The sequence below is a fragment of the Pseudomonas danubii genome (genome assembly GCF_042980055.1).
Lineage (GTDB): Bacteria > Pseudomonadota > Gammaproteobacteria > Pseudomonadales > Pseudomonadaceae > Aquipseudomonas > Aquipseudomonas danubii.
This window is the reverse complement of sequence record NZ_CP116502.1, coordinates 2,629,995-2,655,794: the sequence shown is the minus strand read 5'-3', so window position 1 is coordinate 2,655,794 and position 25,800 is coordinate 2,629,995. Positions and strand designations below refer to the sequence as shown.

Here is a 25,800-nt window from a genome sequence, read left to right as displayed (position 1 = left end):
ATTATTCTTTGCGCGCACAGTAACGACTTACCCCGGGGATACGCCAGAGGTCGATGAAAATTCTTCCCGAAGCGTCTGTTTAGCGGCCCGATCGGCGAGGATCGCCGACCCGGACCGCCTCGTTTCAACGTTGGAGATGCAGTTCCACGCGACGATTCGTTGCTCGCCCCTGCTCACTGTCGTTATCCGCTACCGGCTGACTTTCTCCCAGGCCCTGGCTGCTGATTTTTTCCGACGCCACGCCCTGGCCAACAAGAAAGGCGACGACACTGCTAGCGCGGCGCTCCGAGAGCTTCTGGTTATAGGCATCGGAACCCTGGCTGTCGGTATGCCCGAGCACCTTGATGCTGACCACATCGGCATTGGCCAGCTTGGCCATAAGTCCCTGCAGCTGGCTGCGCGCCTCGGCGGTCAACTCCGCGGAGTCGAAGGCGAACAGCACATTGCCCTGGTCACTGAGGGTGATCACTTCCGCAGGCGCTGCTACCTCAGGCTCCGGCGCCTTGACCACTGCCGGATACTCGGGCATCGGGCAACCGCGATTATCCACCGCCGTGTTGGAAGGCGTGTCCGGGCAACGATCGCGACGATCGAATACCCCATCGCCATCCTCGTCGCCATCCTGGGCATAACAGATCAGGCCACCACCGATCAGCCCCAGGGCCGCGCCTCCAGCCGCCCAACTACCACTCTCGATCGCTCCCAAGCCACCGCCGGCCAGCCCGCCGAGCAGACTACATAGGGGCCAGGTGCGTTGGTTGAGGGGAGCAGTGCCATCACTGTGGGTTGCGCAACCTGTCAGTAGGCCGCCGAGCAACAGGACCGGGAAAACGGCCCGAGGAAGAAGGTTCATCATGAATGCTCCTGTGTCACCGGCAAGACCGGTCACACAGGAGTAAAGACTGCCATCGACGGCTGCACAAGCCGCGCAGGCAAAGGGTTTCAGCGGTTGATCTGGATCTCCGTACGACGGTTCATCGCCCGGCCCGCGGCCGTCTTGTTGTCCGCCACCGGCTTGCTTTCACCGGCTCCGGTCACTGACACGAAACTGTTGCGGGGAATGCCGTTGCTGATCAGATAGTCCACGACCGAGTGGGCACGCTTGTCCGAGAGTTTCTGGTTGTAGGCATCGCTGCCGACGCTGTCGGTGTGGCCGGTCACGCGCAGCTGTGCAGTCGGCGCTTCCTGTTTCAGGCGGCTCACGATGGTGTTGAGCTTGGTCTTGTCGGCGTCGGTCAACTTGGCCGAGTCGAAATGGAAGTAGACATCGCGGATGACGATGGTTTCCTCCTTGACCACCACGACTTCTTCCACCACCGGTGGTGGCGGCGGTGGGCAACCGTCGGCATCGACCTGTACACCTTTGGGGGTATGCGGGCACTTGTCGCGGCTGTCCGGCACGCCATCGCCGTCTTCGTCGCCATCGCCTTTTACCCAGCAGTAGGCACCTGCCAGACCACCGACCAACAGTGCGCCACCACCCGCCCACGAGGCGCTTTCGGTGGCGCCCAACGCCGCGCCCGTGACGCCGCCGACTGCGGCACAGGTTGGCCAGTCGGTTTTCTGCAAACCTGCACAACCAGTCAACACACTGGTTAACAGAACCAAGGGTACTGCCGTCCGAATGATGCTCATCTGATTTCTCCTGAGGGATCGGCTCGAGGCCGATTCACGGAGTAAAGACTGCACATTTCATCTGCGCCAGCACCGGGCTATCAGTGATTTCGCCCCGTAAATACGGGAGGTTCGCCGATTTAGTGGCGAACCGCTCTAGGCCCGAGGGTGCCAGCACGCTAGTCTTGGGCGTTCTGATCGAGGAGCTACAATGAGCGCCGGAATTTCTACCCGTACCCCCCAGCAGGCTCTGGCGGCCTTGCTGGACCGTTACGCCCCCCAACAGCTGCTGCTGATCGGCGCCAGCGACTTCCCCGCCCTGGCCGCATTCAAGGAGGCTCATCCCGCTACCGAGGTGGCTCAGGCGGCCCCCGGCCCCTTACCTGCGGAGCTGGCTGCACGGCGTTTCGACCTGGCCCTGGCGGTGGATTGCCTGGAGCACCTGCCCAAGCGCGATGGCCTGAACCTGCTTGGGGGCATTCGCAACCTCAATGCCAGCCGGATTGCCGTGCTGGCCGACCTGAGTGCCTGCGGCTGGCAGGAGACCGACTTTTTCTCCCTGGCGCTGCAGGCCAGTGAACGCTTCCAGCGGGACGAACAGGTGCTGACCCTGTTTACCTATGATCTGCTTGAATACAAACAAGTGCCCGACTGGCTCAACGCTCGCTTCTGGGCGAACCCGGAAAACTTTGGAAAGTATTGGTGGTAACACAATGAGCGCCTCGATTTGTCCTTGTGGCAGCGGCAACCTGCTGGACGCCTGCTGCGGCCACTACCACGCCGGTCATCCCGCCCCTTGCGCCGAAGCCCTGATGCGTTCGCGCTACAGCGCCTATGTACTGGGGCAAGTGGACTACCTGCTGGCCACCACACTGCCCGTACAACAGGCAGGCCTGGATCGCCAATCCATCAGTGACTGGAGCGCACAAAGCACCTGGCTGGGGCTGGAGGTAGAAAGCTCGGAGGTCTTCGGCGGTCAGCCCGAACATGCCTTCGTCACCTTCACTGCGCGCTGGCATGACAACCAGGGCGAACACAGCCATCGCGAACGCTCGTCCTTCGTGCAGAATCATGGACGCTGGTATTTCATCGACCCCACCGTGCCCCTGAATGCCGGACGCAACGACGCCTGCCCCTGTGGTAGCGGGCAAAAATTCAAGAAGTGCTGCGCCGGCTATTTCACACGCTGAGCCTTTGCAGGCCAGGCACCCCATGCCCAGGACGGGTACAGGGGGTTCAAAGGGAGTCTTGCAATGATCGGTGAACTGCGCGCACTACGGGCCGTCTGCCTGTTCGGACTATTGAGCCTGTCGGGATGCGCGTCCTGGTTCACCGATGAGGACCTGGCCCCTGCGGTCCACCTGGTCAAGGTCGAAGTGGTCAAGGCCAACCTGCTGGAGCAGCGCTTCACCCTGCACCTGCGGGTCGACAATCCCAATGACAGCGACCTGACCGTGCGCCGCTTGACCTACCGGGTCTACCTGGAGCGTTTTCTGCTCAGCGAGGGCGAGCATGAACACTGGTTCACCGTCACGCCCCACAGCAGCCGCTACTTCAAGGTGCCGGTGCGCACCAATCTCTGGCCGCAGATCCGGGATGTGGTGAAACTGTTGCGCAAGCCCGAACGGCCGATCCCCTATCGCCTCGAAGGGGAGCTGGAAATCGGATTATTCATCGGCCAGGACGTGCACCTGAAGCGCAATGGCGTGATAATTCCCGGCGATTTTATCCCGGAGTAACCCGCAATGACCCAGCAACCTCATGTCCATGGCCCGGACTGCAACCACGATCATGACCACCACGATCATGACCATGGCCATGTTCACGGTCCGCACTGCAACCACGCCCACCAGGAACCCGTGCGCAACGCGCTGAAAGACGTTGGCCGCAACGATCCTTGCCCATGCGGCAGCAGCAAGAAGTTCAAGAAGTGCCACGGCGCTTGATCTGATCGCGCAGTAGAGGCCTGTCCGCGCCACGTCGTCGTCCGGCCTCTCCTAAAAAAGCTGCGCCAGGTTCAACACCGTGGCGTACTCGCCGTGCAGGTTGGCCAGCGACATGTCATGCACCTCCTCGGCAGAACGGGCTCGACCGGCAAAGTCGCGCTTGTCGAAGGTGAAGCAGGCGTCGGCCACCACCCATACCGCAAAGCCCAGGTTACCGGCGGTTCTCGCCGTCGACTCCACCGAATTGTTGGTGGCCACACCGACTATCACCAACTGCCCGATCCCCTGCTGGCGCAGATCCGCCTCCAGCGAGGTGCCACAAAAGGCATCCGGCACCTGTTTCTGAATCAGTCCCTCCCCCGTTTGCGGACGAAAACGCGGCTGAAATTCCACGCCGGACTGCCCGGGCCAGAACACCGAATCCGTCGAGCGCGACAGATGCTGCACATGGATCACCGGCCAACCCCGGGAGCGCCAATGGGCCAGCAACTCGAGCATCCGCTCCTCTGCCTCGGGATTGTTTCGTGGACCGAGCCGGGGATGCAGGATGCCTTGCTGTTGATCGATGATTAGCAGCGCGGTGTCGGCCGGAATGGGCATGCAACATTCTCCGTTGGAGCGTCATTGAATTTTGCCAACTTCAACATCACCTGCTGTGACAGGCAAGCCACTCATTACACACCGCACGACCTAATGCAGACGCTTGCTGTCGTGCCATCGTCGAGCATGAAACGACAGATGACGGCGCTCCGGCGCTGGCTATTTGTGGCGCGGTCAAGAAATACCTCCAGCCCCCGCTTGCGCGGCACTCGCCTGCTCACTAACGTAGCGCCTTTATCGACGCTACCCCCCGCAGGAGCTTTGCCATGGCCTCGCCAGCCCTCTCACATTTTCTTCCCCGGTTCGGCGTTGCCGCGGCAGTGGCCGGTGCTCTCAGCCTGGCCGGTTGCCAGTCCTGGAACACTCAAAACAGCCTGCCACCCACCTCCGGCGTACAGCCCCTCAAGGGCCTGGCGCAGAATGTTTCGGTTAGGCGTAGCGTCGTCGGTGTACCGCTGATCGAAAGCAACAGTTTCCACGACGCGCTGTTCACCCTGGGCTATGTACACGCCAGCGATCGTATCGAGCAGATGGTCACCCTGCGCCTGCTGGCCCAGGGCCGCTTGGCGGAGATGTCCGGCGCCGAGGTGCTGGAAGTCGACCGCCTGATGCGCGCGGTGAATCTGAAGAAAAGCGCCGACGAGCTGTACAAGGCCTCATCACCACGGATCAAGCGTTTCTTCGAGGTCTACGCTCGAGGCGTCAACGCCTACCTGTTCCGCTACCGCGACAAGCTGCCGCCAGACCTGGCCGCCCGCGGCTACATCCCTGAATACTGGAAGGCCGAGGATTCGGCACTGATTTTCTGCCTGCTGAATTTCGGCCAGTCCGCCAATCTGCTGGAAGAGATCAACAGCCTGGTACTGGCACAAAAGGTCGGCAGCGACAAACTGCCCTGGCTGACCCCGAGCTACCCCGATGAACCGCTGCCCACGGCCGAGGCCGACAAGCTCAAGGGGCTGGCCTTGCATGTGCCGGGCTTGAGTGAACTCAGCCTGGCCGCCAAGCAGATGTCGACCCTCAACTCACTGGGTGTCACCGCCGGCAGCAACCTGGCCGTCGCCCCGCAGCGCGCTCGCAGCGGTCGCAGCCTGCTGGCCAGCGATAGCCAGATCGGCGCCTGGTACTACGTACAGATCCGCGCGCCGAAATATCAGGCGGCCGGGGCCTCGATCGCTGGTCTACCGGCCATTCTGCAAGGCTTCAACGGCAAGCTGGCCTGGAGCATGAGCTCGGCGATGGGCGACAACCAGGACCTGTTCCTGGAAAAACTCAAACGCCAGGGCAACGCTCTGTACTACCAGAACAACGGAAAATGGCAGCCGGTCATCGTTCGCAACGAGACCTACTTCGTCAAAGGCCAGCGGCCAATTCGCGAAGCGGTGTACGAAACCCGCCACGGTCCGCTGCTCAACAGCACCCTGGGGATCAACGCCAACAATGCCCTGGCCAGTGGCTACGGCCTGGCGCTGCAAATGCCGGAGCTCAAGGACGACAGGAGCCTGGATGCGTTCTTCGATCTGTCACGGGCCCAGAATGTGGAGAAGGCCTCCGACGCCAGCCGCGAGATCCGCGCCATTGCCCTGAATATGGTCTACGCCGATGCCAGCAACATCGGCTGGCAGGTCACCGGGCGCTTCCCCAACCGCCGCGAAGGCGAAGGCCTGCTGCCCTCTCCCGGCTGGGACGGACGCTATGACTGGGATGGCTACGCCGACCCGATGCTCCACCCTTATGACCAGGACCCGGCGCAAGGCTGGATCGCCACCGCCAATCAGCGGGTCATCCCCCGCGGTTACGGCATGCAGCTGTCCAACTCCTGGGACGCTCCGGAGCGGGCCGAGCGCATCGGCCAATGGCTGTCGGGCGGCAAGCAGGACAACCGCAGCCTGATTGCCCTGCAGTACGACCAGACCACCCTGTTCGCCGCCAAGTTGAAGATGATGTTCGAGGCGCCGGGCATGGCCCTGCCGCTGAAAAACGCCATCGACGCCCTGCCTGAGGCAGACCGCGCCAAGGCCCGGGAAGCCTACAGCCGACTGATGGCGTTCGACGGCAAGCTCAGCGCCGGGTCCGCCGACGCCGCGCTCTACGAACTGTTCCTCCAGGAAAGCGCCAAGCAGACCTTCCTCAAACAGCTCGGTCCGGAGCCCGGCGTTGCCTGGCAGGCGTTCGTTGCCAATGCGGGCCTGTCCTATCCGGCCCAGGCCGACCATCTTCTGAGCCGGGAAGACAGCCCGTTCTGGGGCGACTCGCGCAACGGGCAAAAAGAGGACAAGCCGGCCATTATCGCCCGCAGCCTGGCGGCGGCCATCAGTTCGGGCGAGCAACTGCTGGGCACGGACCGCAAGGCCTGGCAGTGGGGCAAGTTGCACAGCTACCGCTGGACCCGCAACAGCGGCCAGGCGATACGCGCCCCCTTGCAGGCCGGTGGCGACCAGAACACCGTCAACAGCGCCGGCTATCGCTGGGGACAGGACTTTGCCATCACCACGACCCCGGCCCTGCGTTTCGTCGTCGACTTCGCGCTGAGCGAGCCGCTGATGGGTCTCAACAGCAGTGGCCAATCCAGCAACCCGGTGAGCCCGAACTACGCCAACGGCATCGACGGCTGGCTCAAGGCCCAGTACCTGAGTTTCCCGATGCAACCGCAGAACTTCGAACGCAGCTACGGCAAGACCCGCCTGACCCTGGTCCCGGGCAAGTAACCTCCCCCCGGCCGAACCCGCTGGCGCATCCTGCGCCAGCGGTGTCGCCCCATAACGATCACTAGCTCTCCAGACGCCAGCGCCCAAACCAGCGGACATGCGCTCTGCAGCGCCTCGTAGTCCGCTCCCCAGCATCGCCGCCCCCTCTTGGCGCCGCGCCGCCCACACGCCTCCTTTCAGTGCACAACAGGCCTTGCCCAGGTGTTGCCAACTGCTTTTAAAACACTTGTTCGGGGCTCTGGTTCGGAAATTGCTACTTTCAATAAGTCTTATGCGTTCCAGTAACAGTACTCATGCGCCACAAGCGCTCATATTGGTTCTTAGGGATTGAATAATGAAAAAAGCATTGCTGACCCTTTCCGCACTGGCTCTCTGCATGGCCGCCGGCTCCGCGCTGGCCAAGGAATACAAGGAACTGCGCTTTGGCGTCGATCCGTCCTATGCCCCCTTCGAGTCCAAGGCCGCCGACGGTAGCCTGGTGGGCTTCGACATCGACCTGGGCAACGCCATCTGTGCCGAGCTGAAGGTCAAGTGCAAATGGGTCGAAAGTGACTTCGACGGCATGATTCCCGGGCTGAAAGCCAATAAATTCGACGGTGTGATCTCGTCCATGACCGTCACTGCAGCCCGGGAAAAAGTCATCGACTTCTCCAACGAGCTGTTCTCCGGTCCCACCTCGTTCGTGTTCAAGAAAGGTTCGGGCTTGAGCGCAGACACCGCCTCGCTCAAGGGCAAGACCGTGGGCTATGAGCAGGGCACCATTCAGGAAGCCTATGCCAAGGCCGTACTGGACAAGGCAGGAGTCAAGACCCAGGCCTATCAGAACCAGGATCAGGTCTATGCCGACCTGACTTCAGGGCGCCTGGATGCCTCGATCCAGGACATGCTGCAAGCCGAACTGGGCTTCCTCAAATCGCCGCAGGGCGCGGGCTACGAAGTCAGCAAGCCGGTGGATGACCCACTGCTGCCGTCCAAGACCGCCATCGGTATCTCAAAAGGTAACAAAGAGCTGAAAGCGCTCCTGGATAAAGGTATCAAAGCGTTACACGATGATGGCACCTACGCCACCATCCAGAAAAAACACTTCGGTGACCTGAACCTCTACAGCGGTAAATAACCTGCCGGCGCCCATCCTCGATGGGCGCCTTTTTTATCGCCACGGGTCACTGATCAATGCTCGAAGAACTTCTAAAAAACCTGGGGCTTTCCGCCTTCAGCCTGAAGGGGTTCGGCCCCCTGCTGCTGGAAGGCACCTGGATGACCATCAAGTTATCGGTGTTGTCGCTCCTGGTCAGCGTCTTGCTCGGCCTGCTCGGCGCCAGTGCCAAACTCTCCAGCGTTGCCTTGCTGCGGGTCCCCGCCCAGCTTTACACCACCCTGATCCGCGGGGTGCCGGACCTGGTACTGATGCTGCTGATTTTCTACAGCCTGCAAACCTGGCTGACCTCCTTCACCGACTTCATGGAGTGGGAATACATCGAGATCAACCCTTTCAGCGCCGGGGTGATCACCCTGGGTTTCATCTATGGCGCCTATTTCACCGAAACCTTCCGCGGGGCGATCCTCGCCGTGCCCCGGGGCCAGGTAGAAGCGGCCACCGCCTATGGCCTCAAGCGCGGCCAGCGCTTTCGCTTCGTGGTCTTCCCGCAGATGATGCGCTTCGCCCTGCCGGGCATCAGCAACAACTGGATGGTGATGCTCAAGGCCACGGCCCTGGTGTCGATCATCGGCCTGGCCGATCTGGTCAAGGCCGCCCAGGATGCCGGCAAGAGCACCTATCAGCTGTTCTACTTCCTGGTCCTGGCGGCACTAATCTACCTGTTGATCACCAGCGCCTCCAACTTCGTCCTGCGCAAGCTTGAACGGCGCTATGCCGCCGGCGCCCGGGAGGCCGTGCGATGATCGAACTTCTGCAGGAATACTGGCGTCCCTTCCTTTACAGCGACGGTTACCACATGACCGGGCTGGCCATGACCATGTGGCTGCTCACGGCCTCGATCTGCATTGGCTTTTTGGTGTCGATCCCGCTGTCCATCGCCCGGGTTTCGCCCAAGCGCTACATCCGCTGGCCGGTGCAGTTCTACACCTACCTGTTTCGCGGCACACCGCTCTATATCCAGTTGCTGATTTGCTACACCGGGATCTACAGCATCGCCGCGATCCGCGCGCAACCGCTGCTCGACGCGTTCTTTCGCGACGCGATGAACTGCACCATCCTCGCGTTTGCCCTGAATACCTGCGCCTACACCACGGAGATTTTCGCCGGGGCGATCCGCAGCATGGCCCACGGCGAAGTGGAGGCAGCCAAGGCCTATGGTTTGAGCGGCTGGAAGCTGTATGCGTACGTGATCATGCCTTCGGCCCTGCGCCGCTCGCTGCCCTACTACAGCAACGAAGTGATCCTGATGTTGCACTCCACCACGGTGGCCTTTACCGCGACCATTCCCGACATCCTGAAAATCGCCCGGGACGCCAACTCGGCGACCTTCCTGACGTTTCAGTCGTTCGGTATCGCCGCCATCATCTACCTGTGCGTGACCTTCACCCTGGTGGGCCTGTTTCGTCTCGCTGAACGCCGCTGGCTGGCCTTCCTCGGGCCGACCCACTAGGACTTGCTGCCGGGAAATCATCAATGCGCCACGAGATCCACGACCTGCTCGCTCCGCTGCCGGGCACCGCGCGCCAGGTCCACAGTTTTCATTTCGGCCCCGCCCAGGCCCAAGGCAAGGTCTACATCCAGTCCTCCCTGCATGCCGATGAAATGCCCGGCATGCTGGTGGCCTGGCACCTCAAGCAGCGCCTGACGGAGCTGGAAGCCGCCGGTCGCCTGTTGCATGAAATAGTCCTGGTGCCGGTGGCCAATCCGGTGGGCCTGGAACAGGTGTTGATGGACGTTCCACTGGGGCGCTACCAGCTGGAAAGCGGGCAGAACTTCAATCGCGGCTTCGTCGACCTCAGTGAAGAGGTCGGCAACGCCATCGAAGGGCTGCTCACTCACGATCCGCAGCACAACCTCGACCTGATTCGCCGACACCTGAGCGATGCCCTGAGCCGTCAACGACCACAGACGCAATTGCAGTCCCTGCAACTGGCCCTGCAACGGCTGGCCTGCGATGCCGACATGGTGCTGGACCTGCACTGCGACTTCGAAGCCGTGGCGCACCTGTACACCACCCCCGAAGCCTGGCCCCAGGTAGAGCCATTGGCCCGCTACCTCGGCGCAGAAGCCTGCCTCCTGGCCACCGACTCCGCGGCCTGGTCGTTCGACGAGTGCTTCAGCCTGCTGTGGTGGCAACTGCAACAGCGCTTCGGCGAACACTTCGCCATTCCCACGGGCACCTTTGCGGTCACGGTCGAGCTGCGTGGCCAGGGCGACGTCAACCACGGCCTGGCCAGCCTCGACTGCCAGGCCATGCTGGACTACCTGACCCGCTTCGGCGCCATTGCCGGCCAGGTTCCGCCGCTGCCTGAGCTGCCCTTTCCGGCCACGCCGCTGGCGGCGGTCGAACCGGTAGCGACGCCTATGGGCGGGCTGCTGGTGTTCGCTGCGCTACCGGGGGAATACCTGGAGGCCGGGCAGTTGGTGGCGGAAATCATCGACCCGATCCATGACCGGGTTACCCCTATCCATTGCAACAATGCCGGGCTCCTGTATGCCCGCTCGCTGCGGCGCATGGCCACCGCCGGCATGGTGATCGCCCATGTCGCCGGCCGCGAGGCCTATCGCAGCGGCTATCTACTTTCGCCTTGAGGATGCAAGCCCCATGTACAAACTGACCGTTGAAGGCCTGCATAAATGCTACGGCGATAATGAGGTGCTCAAAGGTGTGTCTCTGAAGGCCAAGACCGGTGACGTGATCAGCCTGATCGGCGCCAGTGGTTCGGGCAAAAGCACCTTTCTGCGTTGCATCAACTTTCTCGAAACCCCGGACGACGGCGCCATGAGCCTGGATGGCCAGCCGATCCGCATGGTCAGCGACCGCCACGGCATGCACGTGGCCGATCCTGCCGAGCTGCAGCGGATTCGTACGCGCCTGGCGATGGTGTTCCAGCATTTCAACCTGTGGAGCCACATGACGGTGCTGGAAAACATCACCATGGCCCCGCGTCGGGTGCTGGGAGTCAGTAACAAGGACGCCGAAGAACGGGCCCGGCGCTATCTGGACAAGGTCGGCCTGCCGGCCCGCGTCGCTGGCCAGTACCCGGCGTTCCTCTCCGGCGGCCAGCAGCAGCGAGTGGCCATCGCCCGGGCATTGGCCATGGAGCCGGAAGTCATGTTGTTCGACGAACCCACGTCAGCCCTGGACCCGGAGCTGGTGGGCGAGGTGCTCAAGGTGATCCAGGGCCTGGCCGAGGAAGGCCGGACCATGATCATGGTCACCCACGAGATGAGCTTCGCCCGCAAGGTGTCGAGCCAGGTGCTGTTTCTGCACAAGGGCTTGGTGGAAGAGGAAGGCACTCCTGAAGAGGTGCTAGGCAACCCGAAAAGCGAGCGCCTGCAGCAGTTTCTCAGTGGCAACCTGAAATAGCGGCAGCGTAGAACGCCACCGTCCGCGCAAGATTGTCGCGGACGGGGCGACTGACGGTATCCAGTGAGTTCAAGCCACAGGCGCGGGCGGCGGCTCGTCCGGCAAAGTGGGCTCGCCAGGTTCGGTCGGTTCTGGGGGTTGTGGAGAGTCCGGGTCGGGCTGACCGGGAATGCCGCCTGCCATGTTGACAGGCGGATGTGCCAGCAGGGTCCAGGCCAATACCCCAACCTGATTGGGTTCCAGCCTGGCCAAGGTGGCGCTGATTCGCGGATCTATCTTCATGGGGCACTCCTGAGCTGTGCCCGGTACACCTTGCGCATACCGGAAATACACCCAATAGAGTGTGGGTGTGCTCAGGAATTCCCGCTATTTGTCAGACGGACGCAATCAGGTACGCGGCAGGGTCACGCCACGCTGGCCCTGGTATTTGCCGCCACGGTCCTTGTAGGAAACTTCGCACTCTTCATCCGACTCCAGGAACAGCATCTGCGCCACGCCTTCATTGGCGTAGATCTTGGCCGGCAAGGTGGTGGTGTTGGAGAACTCCAGGGTCACGTGGCCTTCCCACTCGGGTTCCAGCGGAGTCACGTTGACGATGATGCCGCAACGGGCATAGGTGCTCTTGCCCAGGCAGATGGTCAGCACGTTGCGCGGAATGCGGAAATACTCGACGGTACGGGCCAGGGCGAAGGAGTTTGGCGGGATGATGCAGACGTCGCTCTTGATGTCGACGAAGCTCTTTTCATCGAAGTTCTTCGGGTCGACGGTGGCCGAATTGATGTTGGTGAACACCTTGAATTCATCGGCGCAACGCACATCGTAGCCGTAGCTCGACACCCCGAAAGAGATCAGCCGATCCGGGCCTTCGCCACGCATCTGGCGCTCTACGAAGGGCTCGATCATGCCGTGCTCTTGCGCCATGCGGCGAATCCACTTGTCCGATTTGATGCTCATGGCGGGTGTCCTGAAATAACGAGGTGAAAAAAATCTGTCCGGCATCTTACCGGGGCGCGGGGTCGGGTTCAAAGTCCGGGACGTTTTTCTCGCCCGACACCAGGATTTTCAAGGGTTCGGCGACGAACGACGGGCCGTCAGTCACGAAAACCGAGAAACCTTGGCCCTAGCCATTGGCACGTTCAGGAAAAAGGGTTAAGGTGGCGCCACTGTGCTGCTTGTGTCACTGAGAATCTCTACACGATGTTGAATTTCGATCCAACCATCTCCAAGAATTTTTCCTGCTCTTTGCACTCAGTCTCGGCCAGGGCTTTTCCTGAGTCGCAGTTAACTTTGTCCAAGGAGATACACCATGTCTAATCGCCAAACCGGTACCGTTAAGTGGTTCAACGATGAAAAAGGCTTCGGCTTCATCACTCCACAATCCGGTGACGACCTGTTCGTACACTTCAAAGCTATCCAATCCGACGGCTTCAAAAGCCTGAAAGAAGGCCAACAGGTTTCTTTCATCGCTACCCGCGGTCAGAAAGGCATGCAAGCTGAAGAAGTTCAAGTTATCTAACTTGTACTGATCCAGTAAAAAAGCCCCGCCCTCAACAGCGGGGCTTTTTTGTGCCCGCAGGTTTTTGCGGCGTGCAGCCAAGGCGCATCCTCGCGAATGCTCCTGGCTGGTACCCCGTTACCAGGTCACGCCAAAGCCCACGGTATAGCGGGTCTTATCCAAGTCGCTGTCCTCGGTACCGCGGATCAGATCCTTTTCCGCCTTGAGGTTGAGCGACGCCCAGTCCGTGACCTTGTAGCGCAGCCCCATCTCCGCATCCAGCGCGTAATCGGCGACGCCGGAAAACGGCCTGCCCACTTCGCCATTAGTGAAGAACTCCACCCGCTTGCCAATCAGGTAACGGTTGTAATCCCACTTCATCGCCAGTGAGTAGAAGCTGTCCTTACCGCCATCGGCGTACTCGTAATCCGTGCGGTTGAGCAGCGAGCCCAAGGAGAACGCCCCAAGCTCATCGTCCCAGAACTGGTAGCCGGGACCCGTACCCACCACCCGTTGCCGCGCAAGATCTTCTACTTTGTCGCGCTTGTAGGTCAGGCGTCCTTCCCAGAACCACTTCTCGGTAATGAAGCGGTCCAGAGCGTACTCGGCATTCCAGTTGTCGGTAGTCACCACCTGATTCTGGAACTCACGGTTGTACTCACCCTGGGCGTTGTGACGCCAGGCACCATGGCGCGCCGAAGTCTTGAAGTCGATGTCATAGTCATCGGTGTCCTTTTCAGCACGTTTGTAATCCATGGCCACGTCGACATTGCCCTTCCAGACCACATCCTCCACCAGCGGCTTGGGTTTCATGATCTGCTGGATACTGGCCAACTCCACGGTCTTGGGCGCTTCACCGTTGGCCAGGACAACCTTGCCCTCCTCCGCCGCCTGCAGCGACTTGGCCTTTTCCCCGGTGTAGGCATCCTGTTTGACCAGCAACTCCTGATCGCTTTCCAGGGTCTTGACCTGCTTCCAATCAATGGAAATGGCGCCACCGTAATCGGTCTGGATCAACAGCTTACCGCCGTCGAAAACCTTGATCTTGCCGCTCAACCGGTCACCGTTCTTCAACCAGACGGTATCGGCCAGAGCAGGCATGGAGGCGCTGAGCACCGCGAAACACAGCAACGTTCTAGGCAACATAAGCAATACAGGACTCGATCTTGCGAAAAAAAACGGCATTATTCCTGCTGAACAAGCCTTAGTCAGGACTGACCCGGGTATCGAGAGTGAGTTCAATACTCACAAGACTTTCATCCTCACAATCTCTCCGTGCCCCTGCCCCTATCTGGAACCGCGAATGTGACCGAACACGGCGAAGACTCGCAAACCCCCGCGCAAATCCGACGCACGGCGCTGTACCTGACCCTGGCCCAAGTCCCCGAAGGCAAGGTCGTCAGCTATGGCCAACTGGCAGAAATGGCCGGCCTGGGCCGGGCCGCGCGCTGGGTTGGACGCACCCTCAGTCAGCTACCCGCCGATACCAGCCTGCCCTGGCACCGGGTACTCGGTGCTGGCGGCCGCATCAGCCTGCCCGTCGGTAGCCCATCAGGCGACGAGCAGCGCGCCAGACTGCGCGGCGAAGGTGTCTCTATCCTGAACAATCGCGTGGATATTCAGCGCCATGGCTGGCGCCCGGTAGAGCACAGCGGTTAGAGTGCGCGCTTTGTTTCCGTAATCTGAGGCAGACTTCAGCCCATGCCCCGTAAAACCTGGCGCGCCGCACTTGCCGCCTATGCCAGCCCCTCGACGCTCGTGCTGTTGCTGCTTGGTTTCGCTGCCGGCATGCCTTACATGCTGGTGTTCTCGACTCTTTCGGTGTGGTTGCGCGAGGCCGGTGTGGCCCGCGAAACCATCGGCTACGCCAGCCTGATCGGTTTGGCCTATGCCTTTAAATGGGTGTGGTCGCCACTGCTCGACCAATGGCGCCTGCCTCTATTGGGCAAGCTCGGCCGACGCCGCTCCTGGCTGGTACTGGCCCAGGTCCTGGTGATTCTCGGCCTGATCGGCATGGGCTTCTGCGATCCGCAAAAACACCTGTCCTGGTTGATCGCCATTGCGGTGGTCGTGGCCTTTGCCTCGGCGACCCAGGACATCGCCATCGACGCCTATCGCCTGGAAATCGCCGACGACAGTCGACAAGCCGCGCTGGCCGCCAGCTACATGTCCGGCTATCGAGTCGCGGTACTGCTGGCCACCGCCGGCGCGCTGTTCTTCGCCGAAGGCTTTGGCTCCACCGGCTTCAGCTATAAGCATTCGGCCTGGACCGGTACCTACGTGCTGTTCGGCGTGCTGATGATTCCAGCACTGCTAACCACCCTGCTGATGCGTGAACCAGCAGTGCCATTGCGCACTCAACTGTCGGCAGGGCGCTACAGCTTCGCCCACCAGTTGATCTCGGTGTTCGTCCTGATCGTGCTCCTGGTTTCAGTGCCTGCCACCTTTACCCAGCTGTACAACACCGACTTCGCCAGCGTGATCTTCGACGGCGTCAGCCTGCTGGACCTGCTGCTGGAAGACCGGGCCTTCCTGCGGGCGATCCTCTACATCACCCTCAGCACCCTGTGCCTGTCGGCCATGGGCCGCCGGGGCCTGGCGCCGGTGCTGACCCCGGTGAACGACTTCATCCTGCGCTACCGCTGGCAAGCCTTTCTGTTGTTGGGTCTGATCGCCACCTATCGCATGTCGGACACGGTCATGGGCGTGATGGCCAATGTTTTCTATATCGACCAGGGTTTCACCAAGGACCAGATTGCCGGGGTCAGCAAGATCTTCGGCCTGATCATGACCCTGCTTGGGGCCGGCATGGGCGGCCTGCTGATCGTGCGCTTCGGCATCCTGCCGATCCTGTTCATCGGCGGTGCCGCGTCTGCCGGCACCAACCTGCTGTTCCTCATGCTCGCCGACATGGGCCCGAACCTGAAAATGCTGATTGCCACCATTTCCCTGGACAACTTCAGCTCGGGAATGGCCACTTCCGCCTTCGTCGCCTACCTGTCGAGCCTGACCAACCTCAAGTTCTCGGCCACTCAGTACGCCCTGCTCAGCTCCATCATGCTGCTGCTTCCACGCCTGATCGGCGGCTATTCCGGAGTCATGGTGGAAAAATACGGCTATCACGACTTCTTCCTCATCACCGCCATACTCGGGGTGCCGACCCTGATTCTGATCGCCATTCACTGGTTCCAGGAGAGCCGCCGCGCCGGACCGAAAGACCCGTCGGAGCAGCCCGCCAAGGGCGCTGTCGTGGGCGAGGAATCCTAGAAAATCCCGGGAGTTGCGGCTTTTCTCCGCGGCTCCCGTCCCCTCAAAGCGCAATCCTGTACGCCAGCGGAACTCGCCCGTACAATGCTCCGTCACTTCCAGTCTCAGCAACCGACAACGGCCTACCATGCGTACCAGTCAATATTTGCTCGCCACACAGAAAGAAACGCCTTCCGACGCGGTCGTGATCAGCCACCAGCTGATGCTGCGCGCCGGCATGATCCGTAAACTGGCTTCCGGCCTGTACACCTGGCTGCCGATGGGCTTGCGAGTGATGCGCAAGGTTGAAGCCATCGTTCGCGAAGAAATGAACGCCGCGGGCGCGCTTGAAGTGTTGATGCCGAGCACTCAACCGGCTGAGCTGTGGCAGGAATCCGGTCGCTGGGAAGAGTACGGCCCGGAGCTGCTGCGCTTCAAAGACCGTCACGGGCGCGATTTCTGCGCCGGCCCGACCCACGAAGAAGTGATCACCGATCTGGCCCGCAACGAGTTGAGCAGCTACAAGCAGCTGCCGCTGAACCTGTACCAGATCCAGACCAAATTCCGCGATGAGATCCGCCCACGCTTCGGTCTGATGCGCGGCCGCGAGTTCATCATGAAGGACGCCTACTCCTTCCACGCCGACCAGGCGTCCTTGCAGGTCACCTACGACCGCATGCACCAGGCTTATTGCAACGTCTTCACCCGCCTGGGCCTGAAGTTCCGCCCGGTTGAAGCAGACAACGGTTCCATCGGCGGCGCCGGTTCCCACGAATTCCACGTACTGGCCGAGTCCGGCGAAGACGATATCGTCTTCAGCAACGGTTCCGACTACGCAGCGAACATCGAGAAGGCTGAAGCCGTGCCGCGCGAAACCTCGCGCCCGGCTCCGACCGAAGAGATGCGCCTGGTTGACACCCCTGACGCGAAAACCATCGCCCAGCTGGTGGAAGGCTACAACCTGCCGATCGAGAAGACCGTCAAGACCCTGGTGGTGCATGCCGAAGAAGCCGGCAAGCTGATCGCCCTGATCATCCGTGGCGACCACGAACTGAACGAAATCAAGGCCGCCAACCAGCCTGGCGTTGCCAGCCCGCTGGTCATGGCCTCCGAAGCCGAACTGCGTGACGCCATCGGCGCCGGCGCCGGCTCCCTGGGCCCGGTGAACCTGCCACTGCCGATCATCATCGACCGCTCGGTGGCGCTGATGAGCGACTTCGGCGTCGGCGCCAACATCGACGACAAGCACTACTTCGGCGTCAACTGGGAACGCGACCTGCCGGTTCCGACTGTTGCCGACCTGCGCAACGTGGTGGCCGGCGACCCGAGCCCGGACGGCAAGGGCACCCTGGAAATCAAGCGCGGCATCGAGGTCGGGCACATCTTCCAGCTGGGCAACAAGTACAGCAAGGCGATGAAGTGCGAAGTGCTGGGCGAAAACGGCAAGCCAGTGACCCTGGAAATGGGCTGCTACGGCATTGGCGTGTCCCGCGTGGTGGCGGCCGCCATCGAGCAGAACAACGATGAAAACGGCATCATCTGGAGCGATACCCTGGCGCCGTTCCAGATCGCCCTGGTACCGCTGCGCTACGAAACCGAGCAGGTTCGCGAAGCCACCGACAAACTGTACGCAGAACTGACTGCCGCCGGTTTCGAAGTGCTGCTGGACGACCGCGACAAGAAAACCAGCCCGGGCATCAAGTTCGCGGACATGGAGCTGATCGGCATTCCTCACCGGATCGTGGTCAGTGACCGCGGCCTCGCCGAAGGCAACCTGGAATACAAGAGCCGTACCGAAGCCCAGGCACAAGCGCTGCCCGTGGCCGACGTCCTGTCCTTCCTCCAAGCCCGTATCCGTCGCTGAAACCAGATAGAGAAGTCATGTTCAAGCGAAACACCTTAAGCCTCGGGGGCGCCGCCTTGTGCGGCGCCCTGCTGGTCAGCGGCTGCGCCAACCAGATGTCGCAACGCAGCGAACACGAGGAACGCGTCGAGCGCAAACTGCTCGACCACAGCCTGCAGATCGATGTCGGTGAGCCTAAGGTGCTTGAGCTGCCGCAACGCCGGGTACGCATCCACGAGCAGAAGACCTTCGAAGTCACCGAATTCGAGGTCACTCGCCGCTACGATCGCTATACGCCCTACCAACCCTGGCGGGAAATCTACGAGATCCCGCTGGGCGCGGTGGCCCTGGTGGCCGGCGTCGGCGCCAATGTGGTCAACGTGTTTGCTCTGGGCAACCTGCCGGACAGCGTCACCAAGGACTGGGTCAGCTACGGCGTGTCCGGGCTCAACCCGTTCATGAACATGCCGTCCCACGGCCGGGCTCAGCAGAACCTGGCGGCCATCGATGAAGTCCAGCGTGACAAGCGCCTGGAGTATTCGAGCCTGCCCTGGAGCGAGCGCCCGGTGCAGGTCAAGGCCGGCAAGCAAACCTACGACATGAGCACCGATCGTAATGGCGTGCTGCGCTTGAACCTGCTGGACGCGCCATTCTCCGAACAGGACCTGAACCACATCGGCAAGTTGCAGATCAGTGTCGAGGATGCTCAGGACGAAGTGCATTCCGACTCGTCCCTGAGCCTGAGCAGCACCCTGCGCGGCAAGCTGGTGGAAGCTCACGCACTGATCTACGACGACCTGGAAGATGACGAAGTGAGCCAATGGGTGCACCGGGTCAAGCGCCTGTCGGAGTTGGGTCTGGAAGAAGAGGCCAGCGAGCTGGAGCAGAGCCTGATCGAGCTGACACGCAACGATCCGGAATTGCAGAGCGAGTTTCTAAAGTCCCTGACCAAGAACGCCGGCCGCCTGGTCGCCGATCCCGGTCACTGATTGACAAGGAGCCGGCTTGCCGGCGAACACCACGCCGCGGATCGATCGCGACGCCAAATTCGCCAGCCAGCCAGCGCCTACAACACGCCCCGAAACAGCTCCAGCTGTTCGTGACCACCGCGTAGATCCTGCAATCGCACGCCAATCCCCAAGAGCCGCACTGGCTTGCCGCCACGCTTGAAGGCCTGGGTCAGCAGTTGCCGATAACTCTCCAGATCCCGTCCGGCCCCCGCCTGCTCAAGAGTGGTCTGGGTAAAGTCGTGGAACTTCACTTTGACGAAGGGTTTGCCCGGCCGATAACTGCTGTCGATACGCGCAATGCGCCCTGCCAGAGTCTCCATCAGCTCCGGCAGCTTCTGCAGGCAGCTATCCAGATCGGGAAGGTCCACGTCGTAAGTGTTTTCCACGCTAATGGACTGCCGCCGACTGTCATTCTGCACCGGCCGCTCGTCGATCCCCCTGGCCAGACTCCACAGGCGTTCGCCGAAACTGCCGAACTCGCGCACCAGGGCCAGCTTGTTCCAGTCGCGCAACTGCAGGCAGTCGACAATCCCCAGGCGACCCAGTTTGTCCGCCGTGACCTTGCCCACCCCATGCAACTTGCTCACCGGCAGTTCGGAGACAAAATCCTCCACCTGATCCGGGGTAATCACGAACAATCCATTGGGCTTTTTCCAGTCGCTGGCAATCTTGGCCAGAAACTTGTTGGGCGCGACCCCGGCCGACACCGTGATATGCAACTGGTTGGAAACCCGCCGGCGAATGTCCTGGGCAATGCGCGTGGCGCTACCGGCGAAGTTCGGGCTATCGGAAACATCCAGATAGGCCTCGTCCAGCGACAAGGGTTCGATCAGATCGGTGTAGTCACGAAAGATCGTATGAATCTCTTTCGACGCCTCGCGATAGGCATCCATGCGCGGCTTGACGATCACCAGGTCCGGGCACAGGGTCAACGCGTGCCGCGACGACATGGCAGAGCGCACGCCATAGGCCCGCGCCTCGTAGTTGCAGGTGGCGATCACCCCCCGCCGATCTGCGGAACCACCCACTGCCAGCGGCTTGCCGGCCAGTTGCGGGTCGTCGCGCATTTCGATGGCGGCGTAGAAACAATCACAGTCGATGTGGATGATTTTGCGCTGCATCATATAAAGGCAGTGATCATTGAAAGCCGAAGTTGGAATTAAAGCGGGCAGCCAGTATCTACCGACACCTGTATATAGCACCAGTACCTTGCATCTCGGATCAATCGGCAAAGCGCCATGAGAAATTTATTCTCTTAATGAGCACCAAGCGTTCCATAGAGCTGAAAGCCACGTTCTACCTGGGCCCAAGCCTCGAAAAACGCTCCTGGAAGCACGCTAAGCGATTGAACAGGAAGCCTTTTTTAAAAATTAATGATTGACAGGCGCCAGCGACGCTGTAGAATCCGCCCACACAGACGCGGGATGGAGCAGTCTGGTAGCTCGTCGGGCTCATAACCCGAAGGTCGTCGGTTCAAATCCGGCTCCCGCAACCAAACATCAAAAAAGGCTACTCGAAAGAGTGGCCTTTTTTGTGCGCGCCTGTTTTGCACTACTCCCTCTCAAACACGGCATAGGCAAAACTCTTTAGCTGTCGATGACTTAAGAGACGGAACCGGCCATTCGACGTTTATTTGACCTGTCGAACCATTAATGGTTGACACTCAGTCGTTCGCCTGTAGAATGCCGCCACACAGACGCGGGATGGAGCAGTCTGGTAGCTCGTCGGGCTCATAACCCGAAGGTCGTCGGTTCAAATCCGGCTCCCGCAACCAAACATCAAAAAAGGCTGCTCGAAAGAGTGGCCTTTTTTGTATCTGTTGAAAAAGTCCTTTCGCAACAATGACCTGGCAAAGTGTTGCGAGCCTTTTAGCGATGCTTCGACCCTTCAAGATGCGAGCTATGCTCTGTCTCGAGCAACCACCCGGCGGCCATCGCCCAGGGTCGCCGGGCCACGGTGAGACGCGTTAATATTTGAAACTATTTTTTCTACAGGGATTGGTAACTTGGCCGGATACCCCCATCCTGTCGCGCACAATCCACGAGGTGATTGATGCGCGCCAACACGTCTGATTCGCAAGACAGCGATACCACTACCGCCACTCAACCTGTGACAACCACTCGCCTGCGCTGGCTGGACCTGTTGAGCAAGTACCGCCAACCCCTGGGCCTGGCCATAACCCTGCTGCTGTTCGCCATTGCCCTGATCGCTTGCCGTCACCTGCTTAGCGAGCTGGACTTCTACGCCCTGCACGACTCGATCCTCGAAGTACCCAAGCCCGCCCTACTGGGCGCCCTGGGCGCGACCATCGTCGGCTTCATCATTCTGCTGGGGTACGAGTGGTCCGCCAGCCGCTATGCCGGAGTCAACCTGCCCGGCCGCACCCTGGCTCTGGGCGGCTTCACCGCCTTCGCCATCGGCAACGCCATTGGTCTGTCGCTGCTGTCCGGCGGCTCGGTACGTTATCGCCTGTATGCACGTCATGGGCTGGGGGCCTCCGACGTCGCGCACATGACCCTGTTTGCCAGCCTCTCTCTGGGTTGTGCCTTGCCACCGCTGGCGGCACTGGCCACTTTGAGCAACTTGCCGGCAGCCTCGGCGGCCCTGCGCCTGCCTGAAAGCCTGCTGGCCGGCATTGCCCTGGCTATCCTGCTGCTGGGCGCGGTACTGGCCGTCGGTATCTATCGCCGACGCCTGCCGGAACAGCCTTTGCGCGACAACCTGCTGGTCCGGGTCGGACGCCGCACCCTGCGCCTGCCTGGACGGCGCCTGACCTTCCTGCAACTGATCATCACTGCTCTGGACGTTGCCGCAGCCGCCACCGTGCTCTACTTGCTGCTGCCCGAAGCACCGCCGTTCGGCGCCTTCCTGCTGGTGTATCTGCTGGCCCTAGCCGCTGGTGTACTCAGTCACGTACCCGGCGGCGTCGGGGTGTTCGAAGCCATCCTGCTGGCGGCGTTTGCCGACAAGCTCGGGGCCGCGCCCCTGGCGGCCGCATTGCTGCTGTATCGCCTGATCTACGTGGTGCTGCCGATGCTGGTGGCCTGCGTCCTGCTGCTGATCAACGAAGCCCAGCGCCTGTTCCAGACCCGACAATCCCTGCGAGTGGCTTCAGGCCTGGCAGCGCCAATCCTGGCGGTGCTGGTGTTTCTCTCCGGCGTGGTGCTGCTGTTCTCCGGCGCCACCCCGGAAATCGATACCCGCCTGCAACACATCGGCTTCCTGATTCCTCACCGCCTGGTGGACGCTTCGCACTTCGGCGCCAGCCTGATCGGCGTGCTCTGCCTGCTGCTGGCCCAAGGCCTGCGCCGGCGCCTGTCCGCCGCCTGGATGCTCACCACCATTCTGTTGCTGGTAGGCGCCCTGCTCTCGCTGCTTAAAGGCTTTGACTGGGAAGAAGCCTGCCTGATGACCCTCACCGCCAGCCTGCTGGCCGTGTTCCGGCGCTCGTTCTATCGCCCCAGCCGCCTCACCGAACTGCCCTTCTCGCCGCTGTACCTGGTGGCCAGCGTCTGCGTGCTCGGCGCCTCCACCTGGCTGCTGCTGTTCGCCTATCAGGACGTGCCCTACAGCCATCAACTGTGGTGGCAGTTCACCCTCGACGCCGACGCCCCTCGGGGCCTGCGTTCGCTGTTGGGGGCTGCGGTGCTGTTGCTGGTGGTGTCCCTGACCTGGCTGCTGCGTACCGCGCGCCCGGTCATCCACCTGCCCACCAGCGACGAGCTGGACAAGGCTGCGAAGATCCTCATGGCCTCGTCCCAACCTGACGGCGGCCTGGCCCTGACCGGCGACAAGGCGCTGCTGTTCCACCCCAACGACGATGCCTTCCTGATGTACGCTCGCCGCGGCCGCAGCCTGGTGGCGCTGTACGACCCCATCGGCCCGACCCAGCAGCGCGCGGAAATGATCTGGCAGTTCCGCGACCTGTGCGACCTGCACCACGCGCGCCCGGTGTTCTACCAGGTACGGGCGGAAAACCTGCCCTACTACATGGACATCGGCCTGACCGCGATCAAGCTCGGCGAAGAAGCCCGGGTCGACCTCAAGCGCTTTGATCTGGAAGCCAAGGGCAAGGAGATGAAGGACCTGCGCTACACCTGGAACCGCGGTACCCGCGACGGCCTGTCGCTGGAGATCCACGAGCCGGGGCAAGCGCCGATGGACGAGCTGAAAGTGATCTCAGACGCCTGGCTGACCGGCAAGAATGTCCGCGAGAAAGGCTTCTCCCTGGGGCGCTTCAGCGACGACTACCTCAAGCACTTCCGCATCGCCATCATCCGTTTTGAAGGACGCCCGGTGGCCTTCGCCAACCTGCTCGAGACCTACAGCCATGACCTGGCCAGCCTCGACTTGATGCGCGCGCACCCGGACGCGCCGAAGCTGACCATGGAGTTCATGATGGTCGGCCTGATCCAGCATTATAAAAATCATGGATACGCCCGCTTCAGCCTGGGCATGGTGCCGCTGTCCGGCCTGCAACCCCGGCGTGGCGCGCCGCTGACCCAACGCCTCGGCTCGATGGTCTTCCGCCGTGGCGAGCAACTGTATAACTTCCAAGGCTTGCGCCGCTTCAAAGACAAGTTCCAGCCCGACTGGGAACCCCGTTACATGGCCGTGCCGGCCGGGCTCGACCCGCTGGTGGCACTGGCCGACACCGCCGCCCTGATCGCAGGCGGCCTGACTGGATTGGTGAAACGCTGATGATTCAACGCTCTTGGCGGTATCTGCTGGCCACACTGGTGGTACTGGCTTTGCTTGCGGGTGGTGGCTACTGGTGGTGGAACCGCCCCGCCCCTGAACCGACCCTGGAACAACTGACCCAGGCCGACGGCTCGACCCTGACCCGAGTGACCCCAGGCGCCAAGGCCAAGGCCCGGGTGGTGGTGGCGGTGCTGCCTGATTCGACCCTGACCGATAAACAACTGCTGGCCCTGAGCCGCAGCGGCGCGGCGCAGATCGTCCAGGTGATCCTGCCCAAGGACGATTGCAAACTGCAGGAACAAGCCCTGCAAAGCGCCCTGCCCCAGCTCAGTGGCCCGGCCACCCTGGTCAGCGGCATCGGCCCGGGCGCCGCCCTGGCCTGGCGCTGGGTCGCCACCCAGAACGACGACAAGGCCCAAGCCGTGTCGGTAGGCTTCACCATCAACCCGGCGCCCGGCTGCACCGATCCACTGCCCAAGACCCTGGCCCACGGCCACTGGCTGGTGGCCTGGAACGACAACCCGGATGACGAAAGTGCCGGCTTCGTGCGTGATACCCCCAACGCCACTACCAGCATCAGCGACTACGACATCCACCTGCCCCAAGTGCTGAACAACGAGCTGCGCAAGCTGCTGGTGGGTTCGGAAAACGGCGGCCTGAACATTCCCGTGGTGGAAGTCCCGGCCGGCCAGGCCAAGGACACCGTGACCCTGTTCCTCTCCGGCGACGGCGGCTGGCGCGACCTGGACCGCGACGTGGCTGGCGAGATGGCCAAGATCGGCTACCCGGTGGTGGGCATCGACACCCTGCGCTACTACTGGCAGCACAAGACGCCTGAGCAAAGCGCCGTTGACCTCACCGAACTGATGCAGCACTACCGGCAGAAGTGGGGCACCAAGCGCTTCGTGCTGACCGGCTACTCATTCGGCGCCGACGTGCTGCCGGCGATCTACAACCGCCTGCCGGAAGCCGAGCAGCAGCGGGTCGACGCCATTATCCTGCTGGCCTTCGCCCGTACCGGCAGCTTCGAGATCGAAGTCGAAGGCTGGCTGGGCAATGCTGGCAAGGAAGCTGCCACCGGCCCGGAAATGGCCAAGCTGCCCGCCGCCAAGGTGGTGTGCATCTACGGTGAGGAAGAAGTCGACGAAAGCGGCTGCACCGACAAGACTGCGGTCGGTGAAGCCATGAAGCTGCCGGGCGGCCATCACTTCGATGAGAACTACCCGGCACTGGCCAAGCGCCTGGTGGATGCCATCGAAAAGCGCCAGGCCAAGGATCAGGCCACCGCTCAAGAGTGAGCTGAGCCTCGCCCCATCAAAGCCCCCGCAGCCTCAGGTTGCGGGGGCTTTTTTACATCAGCGGCCTGAGCTTCCTCGCTGAAGACCGCGTAATGGCGGATGACTCCCGCGCAGGTTGTAGGCAAACTCCGAGAGTTGTGTAAGGGGTGCGTTTTGGGCACTTTGCTGCCTTGTTGGCCTGCGCTTCGACGGGCTAGGCTCCGGGTGTCGCTGAACTTCAGCGACCGGGCTTGGAAACCCGAAGAGTCTGGGCAACTAGCACCCCATAGTGATTGCAGGCGAATTTAGCACCTGTAATCCATCAGTTATGGCGGCTGTGCGTGGGAGACCTTCGGGTCTGCCGGTTTCCTGGATTCCCGGTTTTCCAACCTGCGTACAGCTGCCACCCATTCGCTTGGAAACGAACGTGGTAGCTCCTCAAATTCAGGAGTTGGACCATGAACAATGCGAACCCGCCTCAACTGTCAGATCTGAAAACTATCGGCTTAAGCACTTTCCTTTACTGCTCGGAACGCCCGCTGTTCCAGGTCAGCCCCGGCCTGCCCATTGGCGACGCCCTGGCCCAAGCTTCCGATCTGCTGTCCCTGGCCAAGGCCTTTGCCGAGGACGCTGCCTACAGCAAAGACAGCGATCGTCACGCCTGGGCCGCGCACTACCTGACCGCCATGGGCAAGGCGGTGGTGGACGATGTGGTGCAGGCGCTAGCCGCGTAAAGGCCGGGGCGATCACGGGGCCGGTGGGCTCCGGGGAGAAACCGTCCTGTCATCAGCATCGATGTCGATGGCCAGTCCGTCATCGCGAGCAAGCCCG

The 25,800-nt window shown here is 61.6% G+C and carries 25 protein-coding genes and 2 tRNA genes; 20 read left to right on the top strand and 7 right to left on the bottom strand.

The features are described from left to right. Positions 1 to 124: 124 nt before the first annotated feature. On the bottom strand, positions 125 to 853 hold the full coding sequence (locus PFZ56_RS12300) for an OmpA family protein (protein ID WP_110651998.1): 729 nt from the start codon (positions 851 to 853) through the stop codon (positions 125 to 127). Positions 854 to 942: 89 nt separating this feature from the next. Then, positions 943 to 1,635, bottom strand: a complete 693-nt coding sequence (locus PFZ56_RS12295; RefSeq protein WP_110594989.1) for an OmpA family protein — start codon at positions 1,633 to 1,635, stop codon at positions 943 to 945. A 190-nt stretch (positions 1,636 to 1,825) separates the two neighbouring features. Here PFZ56_RS12295 and PFZ56_RS12290 point away from each other — a divergent pair, with 190 nt between their 5' ends. The 4 genes from PFZ56_RS12290 (at position 1,826) to PFZ56_RS12275 (ending at position 3,560) form a co-directional block, all read left to right on the top strand. After that, positions 1,826 to 2,323, top strand: a complete 498-nt coding sequence (locus tag PFZ56_RS12290) for a DUF6231 family protein (protein WP_102861456.1) — start codon at positions 1,826 to 1,828, stop codon at positions 2,321 to 2,323. Positions 2,324 to 2,327: 4 nt separating this feature from the next. Next, complete coding sequence (locus tag PFZ56_RS12285) at positions 2,328 to 2,804, top strand: YchJ family protein (RefSeq protein WP_102861455.1); 477 nt, start codon at positions 2,328 to 2,330, stop codon at positions 2,802 to 2,804. A gap of 63 nt (positions 2,805 to 2,867) precedes the next feature. Further along, complete coding sequence (locus tag PFZ56_RS12280) at positions 2,868 to 3,353, top strand: LEA type 2 family protein (RefSeq protein ID WP_102861454.1); 486 nt, start codon at positions 2,868 to 2,870, stop codon at positions 3,351 to 3,353. Between the two features lie 6 nt (positions 3,354 to 3,359). Further along, positions 3,360 to 3,560, top strand: coding sequence for an SEC-C metal-binding domain-containing protein (locus PFZ56_RS12275; protein ID WP_007923047.1), 201 nt, complete (start codon positions 3,360 to 3,362; stop codon positions 3,558 to 3,560). 51 nt (positions 3,561 to 3,611) lie between these two features. Here the strand turns inward: PFZ56_RS12275 and PFZ56_RS12270 are convergent, their stop codons facing one another. Further along, positions 3,612 to 4,160: a cysteine hydrolase family protein gene (locus PFZ56_RS12270; protein WP_102861453.1), complete on the bottom strand. Its 549-nt coding sequence runs from the start codon at positions 4,158 to 4,160 to the stop codon at positions 3,612 to 3,614. Between the two features lie 266 nt (positions 4,161 to 4,426). On the opposite strand from PFZ56_RS12270, the gene PFZ56_RS12265 reads away from it, so the two are divergent. The 6 genes from PFZ56_RS12265 (at position 4,427) to PFZ56_RS12240 (ending at position 11,397) form a co-directional block, all read left to right on the top strand. Continuing rightward, positions 4,427 to 6,868, top strand: a complete 2,442-nt coding sequence (locus PFZ56_RS12265) for a penicillin acylase family protein (RefSeq protein ID WP_394304636.1) — start codon at positions 4,427 to 4,429, stop codon at positions 6,866 to 6,868. Between the two features lie 334 nt (positions 6,869 to 7,202). Then, the gene (locus PFZ56_RS12260; RefSeq protein WP_102878612.1) at positions 7,203 to 7,985 is read left to right on the top strand and encodes a transporter substrate-binding domain-containing protein; all 783 of its coding nucleotides are present in this window, start codon (positions 7,203 to 7,205) and stop codon (positions 7,983 to 7,985) included. Positions 7,986 to 8,041: 56 nt separating this feature from the next. Continuing rightward, positions 8,042 to 8,770 carry an ABC transporter permease gene (locus tag PFZ56_RS12255; protein ID WP_102861450.1) on the top strand — a complete coding sequence of 243 codons (729 nt, stop codon included), beginning with the start codon at positions 8,042 to 8,044 and terminating at the stop codon, positions 8,768 to 8,770. Then, a complete protein-coding gene (locus PFZ56_RS12250) occupies positions 8,767 to 9,477 on the top strand; it encodes an ABC transporter permease (protein ID WP_102861449.1) in 711 nt (236 codons plus the stop codon). Before PFZ56_RS12255 ends, PFZ56_RS12250 begins: the two co-directional genes overlap by 4 nt. Before the next feature lie 23 nt (positions 9,478 to 9,500). After that, positions 9,501 to 10,619 carry a succinylglutamate desuccinylase/aspartoacylase family protein gene (locus PFZ56_RS12245; RefSeq protein ID WP_170001049.1) on the top strand — a complete coding sequence of 373 codons (1,119 nt, stop codon included), beginning with the start codon at positions 9,501 to 9,503 and terminating at the stop codon, positions 10,617 to 10,619. Positions 10,620 to 10,632: 13 nt separating this feature from the next. Further along, positions 10,633 to 11,397 (top strand): ABC transporter ATP-binding protein, encoded by a 765-nt coding sequence (locus tag PFZ56_RS12240; RefSeq protein WP_110594985.1) that lies wholly within the window; start codon positions 10,633 to 10,635, stop codon positions 11,395 to 11,397. A gap of 69 nt (positions 11,398 to 11,466) precedes the next feature. On the opposite strand, the gene PFZ56_RS12235 is transcribed toward PFZ56_RS12240, so the two are convergent. Together PFZ56_RS12235 and dcd are read right to left on the bottom strand one after the other, a co-directional pair. Next, a complete protein-coding gene (locus tag PFZ56_RS12235) occupies positions 11,467 to 11,679 on the bottom strand; it encodes a hypothetical protein (protein ID WP_102861446.1) in 213 nt (70 codons plus the stop codon). Positions 11,680 to 11,784: 105 nt separating this feature from the next. After that, the gene (gene dcd, locus PFZ56_RS12230) at positions 11,785 to 12,351 is read right to left on the bottom strand and encodes a dCTP deaminase (RefSeq protein ID WP_016965530.1); all 567 of its coding nucleotides are present in this window, start codon (positions 12,349 to 12,351) and stop codon (positions 11,785 to 11,787) included. A gap of 352 nt (positions 12,352 to 12,703) precedes the next feature. Here dcd and PFZ56_RS12225 point away from each other — a divergent pair, with 352 nt between their 5' ends. Then, complete coding sequence (locus PFZ56_RS12225; protein WP_002554837.1) at positions 12,704 to 12,913, top strand: cold-shock protein; 210 nt, start codon at positions 12,704 to 12,706, stop codon at positions 12,911 to 12,913. Between the two features lie 117 nt (positions 12,914 to 13,030). On the opposite strand, the gene PFZ56_RS12220 is transcribed toward PFZ56_RS12225, so the two are convergent. After that, positions 13,031 to 14,038 (bottom strand): DUF481 domain-containing protein, encoded by a 1,008-nt coding sequence (locus tag PFZ56_RS12220; RefSeq protein WP_102878608.1) that lies wholly within the window; start codon positions 14,036 to 14,038, stop codon positions 13,031 to 13,033. 129 nt (positions 14,039 to 14,167) lie between these two features. On the opposite strand from PFZ56_RS12220, the gene PFZ56_RS12215 reads away from it, so the two are divergent. The 4 genes from PFZ56_RS12215 (at position 14,168) to PFZ56_RS12200 (ending at position 18,970) form a co-directional block, all read left to right on the top strand. Then, the gene (locus PFZ56_RS12215) at positions 14,168 to 14,551 is read left to right on the top strand and encodes an MGMT family protein (protein ID WP_375106565.1); all 384 of its coding nucleotides are present in this window, start codon (positions 14,168 to 14,170) and stop codon (positions 14,549 to 14,551) included. A 42-nt stretch (positions 14,552 to 14,593) separates the two neighbouring features. Continuing rightward, positions 14,594 to 16,159, top strand: a complete 1,566-nt coding sequence (locus PFZ56_RS12210) for an AmpG family muropeptide MFS transporter (protein WP_102878606.1) — start codon at positions 14,594 to 14,596, stop codon at positions 16,157 to 16,159. A gap of 127 nt (positions 16,160 to 16,286) precedes the next feature. Beyond that, positions 16,287 to 18,002 (top strand): proline--tRNA ligase, encoded by a 1,716-nt coding sequence (locus tag PFZ56_RS12205; RefSeq protein ID WP_102861442.1) that lies wholly within the window; start codon positions 16,287 to 16,289, stop codon positions 18,000 to 18,002. A 17-nt stretch (positions 18,003 to 18,019) separates the two neighbouring features. Further along, positions 18,020 to 18,970, top strand: a complete 951-nt coding sequence (locus tag PFZ56_RS12200; RefSeq protein ID WP_102878604.1) for a hypothetical protein — start codon at positions 18,020 to 18,022, stop codon at positions 18,968 to 18,970. A 77-nt stretch (positions 18,971 to 19,047) separates the two neighbouring features. Here the strand turns inward: PFZ56_RS12200 and dinB are convergent, their stop codons facing one another. Further along, on the bottom strand, positions 19,048 to 20,115 hold the full coding sequence (gene dinB, locus PFZ56_RS12195) for a DNA polymerase IV (RefSeq protein WP_110594983.1): 1,068 nt from the start codon (positions 20,113 to 20,115) through the stop codon (positions 19,048 to 19,050). Between the two features lie 294 nt (positions 20,116 to 20,409). On the opposite strand from dinB, the gene PFZ56_RS12190 reads away from it, so the two are divergent. From PFZ56_RS12190 to PFZ56_RS12170, 5 genes are all read left to right on the top strand, one after another. After that, positions 20,410 to 20,486: transfer RNA gene (locus PFZ56_RS12190), tRNA-Met, on the top strand. 202 nt (positions 20,487 to 20,688) lie between these two features. After that, positions 20,689 to 20,765: transfer RNA gene (locus tag PFZ56_RS12185), tRNA-Met, on the top strand. A gap of 278 nt (positions 20,766 to 21,043) precedes the next feature. Continuing rightward, positions 21,044 to 23,692 (top strand): bifunctional lysylphosphatidylglycerol flippase/synthetase MprF, encoded by a 2,649-nt coding sequence (gene mprF, locus PFZ56_RS12180; RefSeq protein WP_102878602.1) that lies wholly within the window; start codon positions 21,044 to 21,046, stop codon positions 23,690 to 23,692. Beyond that, a complete protein-coding gene (locus PFZ56_RS12175) occupies positions 23,692 to 24,990 on the top strand; it encodes a virulence factor family protein (RefSeq protein WP_170001050.1) in 1,299 nt (432 codons plus the stop codon). Before mprF ends, PFZ56_RS12175 begins: the two co-directional genes overlap by 1 nt. 437 nt (positions 24,991 to 25,427) lie before the next feature. Then, positions 25,428 to 25,703: a DUF3077 domain-containing protein gene (locus PFZ56_RS12170; RefSeq protein WP_170001051.1), complete on the top strand. Its 276-nt coding sequence runs from the start codon at positions 25,428 to 25,430 to the stop codon at positions 25,701 to 25,703. Positions 25,704 to 25,800: the final 97 nt, after the last annotated feature.

What these genes read in the sequence shown, in the direction of transcription:
- PFZ56_RS12300 (WP_110651998.1), bottom strand. Translation starts at nt 853, where the DNA reads ATGAACCTTCTTCCTCGGGCCGTTTTCCCGGTCCTGTTGCTCGGCGGC.
- PFZ56_RS12295 (WP_110594989.1), bottom strand. Translation starts at nt 1,635, where the DNA reads ATGAGCATCATTCGGACGGCAGTACCCTTGGTTCTGTTAACCAGTGTG.
- PFZ56_RS12290 (WP_102861456.1), top strand. Translation starts at nt 1,826, where the DNA reads ATGAGCGCCGGAATTTCTACCCGTACCCCCCAGCAGGCTCTGGCGGCC.
- PFZ56_RS12285 (WP_102861455.1), top strand. Translation starts at nt 2,328, where the DNA reads ATGAGCGCCTCGATTTGTCCTTGTGGCAGCGGCAACCTGCTGGACGCC.
- PFZ56_RS12280 (WP_102861454.1), top strand. Translation starts at nt 2,868, where the DNA reads ATGATCGGTGAACTGCGCGCACTACGGGCCGTCTGCCTGTTCGGACTA.
- PFZ56_RS12275 (WP_007923047.1), top strand. Translation starts at nt 3,360, where the DNA reads ATGACCCAGCAACCTCATGTCCATGGCCCGGACTGCAACCACGATCAT.
- PFZ56_RS12270 (WP_102861453.1), bottom strand. Translation starts at nt 4,160, where the DNA reads ATGCCCATTCCGGCCGACACCGCGCTGCTAATCATCGATCAACAGCAA.
- PFZ56_RS12265 (WP_394304636.1), top strand. Translation starts at nt 4,427, where the DNA reads ATGGCCTCGCCAGCCCTCTCACATTTTCTTCCCCGGTTCGGCGTTGCC.
- PFZ56_RS12260 (WP_102878612.1), top strand. Translation starts at nt 7,203, where the DNA reads ATGAAAAAAGCATTGCTGACCCTTTCCGCACTGGCTCTCTGCATGGCC.
- PFZ56_RS12255 (WP_102861450.1), top strand. Translation starts at nt 8,042, where the DNA reads ATGCTCGAAGAACTTCTAAAAAACCTGGGGCTTTCCGCCTTCAGCCTG.
- PFZ56_RS12250 (WP_102861449.1), top strand. Translation starts at nt 8,767, where the DNA reads ATGATCGAACTTCTGCAGGAATACTGGCGTCCCTTCCTTTACAGCGAC.
- PFZ56_RS12245 (WP_170001049.1), top strand. Translation starts at nt 9,501, where the DNA reads ATGCGCCACGAGATCCACGACCTGCTCGCTCCGCTGCCGGGCACCGCG.
- PFZ56_RS12240 (WP_110594985.1), top strand. Translation starts at nt 10,633, where the DNA reads ATGTACAAACTGACCGTTGAAGGCCTGCATAAATGCTACGGCGATAAT.
- PFZ56_RS12235 (WP_102861446.1), bottom strand. Translation starts at nt 11,679, where the DNA reads ATGAAGATAGATCCGCGAATCAGCGCCACCTTGGCCAGGCTGGAACCC.
- dcd (WP_016965530.1), bottom strand. Translation starts at nt 12,351, where the DNA reads ATGAGCATCAAATCGGACAAGTGGATTCGCCGCATGGCGCAAGAGCAC.
- PFZ56_RS12225 (WP_002554837.1), top strand. Translation starts at nt 12,704, where the DNA reads ATGTCTAATCGCCAAACCGGTACCGTTAAGTGGTTCAACGATGAAAAA.
- PFZ56_RS12220 (WP_102878608.1), bottom strand. Translation starts at nt 14,038, where the DNA reads ATGTTGCCTAGAACGTTGCTGTGTTTCGCGGTGCTCAGCGCCTCCATG.
- PFZ56_RS12210 (WP_102878606.1), top strand. Translation starts at nt 14,594, where the DNA reads ATGCCCCGTAAAACCTGGCGCGCCGCACTTGCCGCCTATGCCAGCCCC.
- PFZ56_RS12205 (WP_102861442.1), top strand. Translation starts at nt 16,287, where the DNA reads ATGCGTACCAGTCAATATTTGCTCGCCACACAGAAAGAAACGCCTTCC.
- PFZ56_RS12200 (WP_102878604.1), top strand. Translation starts at nt 18,020, where the DNA reads ATGTTCAAGCGAAACACCTTAAGCCTCGGGGGCGCCGCCTTGTGCGGC.
- dinB (WP_110594983.1), bottom strand. Translation starts at nt 20,115, where the DNA reads ATGATGCAGCGCAAAATCATCCACATCGACTGTGATTGTTTCTACGCC.
- mprF (WP_102878602.1), top strand. Translation starts at nt 21,044, where the DNA reads ATGCGCGCCAACACGTCTGATTCGCAAGACAGCGATACCACTACCGCC.
- PFZ56_RS12175 (WP_170001050.1), top strand. Translation starts at nt 23,692, where the DNA reads ATGATTCAACGCTCTTGGCGGTATCTGCTGGCCACACTGGTGGTACTG.
- PFZ56_RS12170 (WP_170001051.1), top strand. Translation starts at nt 25,428, where the DNA reads ATGAACAATGCGAACCCGCCTCAACTGTCAGATCTGAAAACTATCGGC.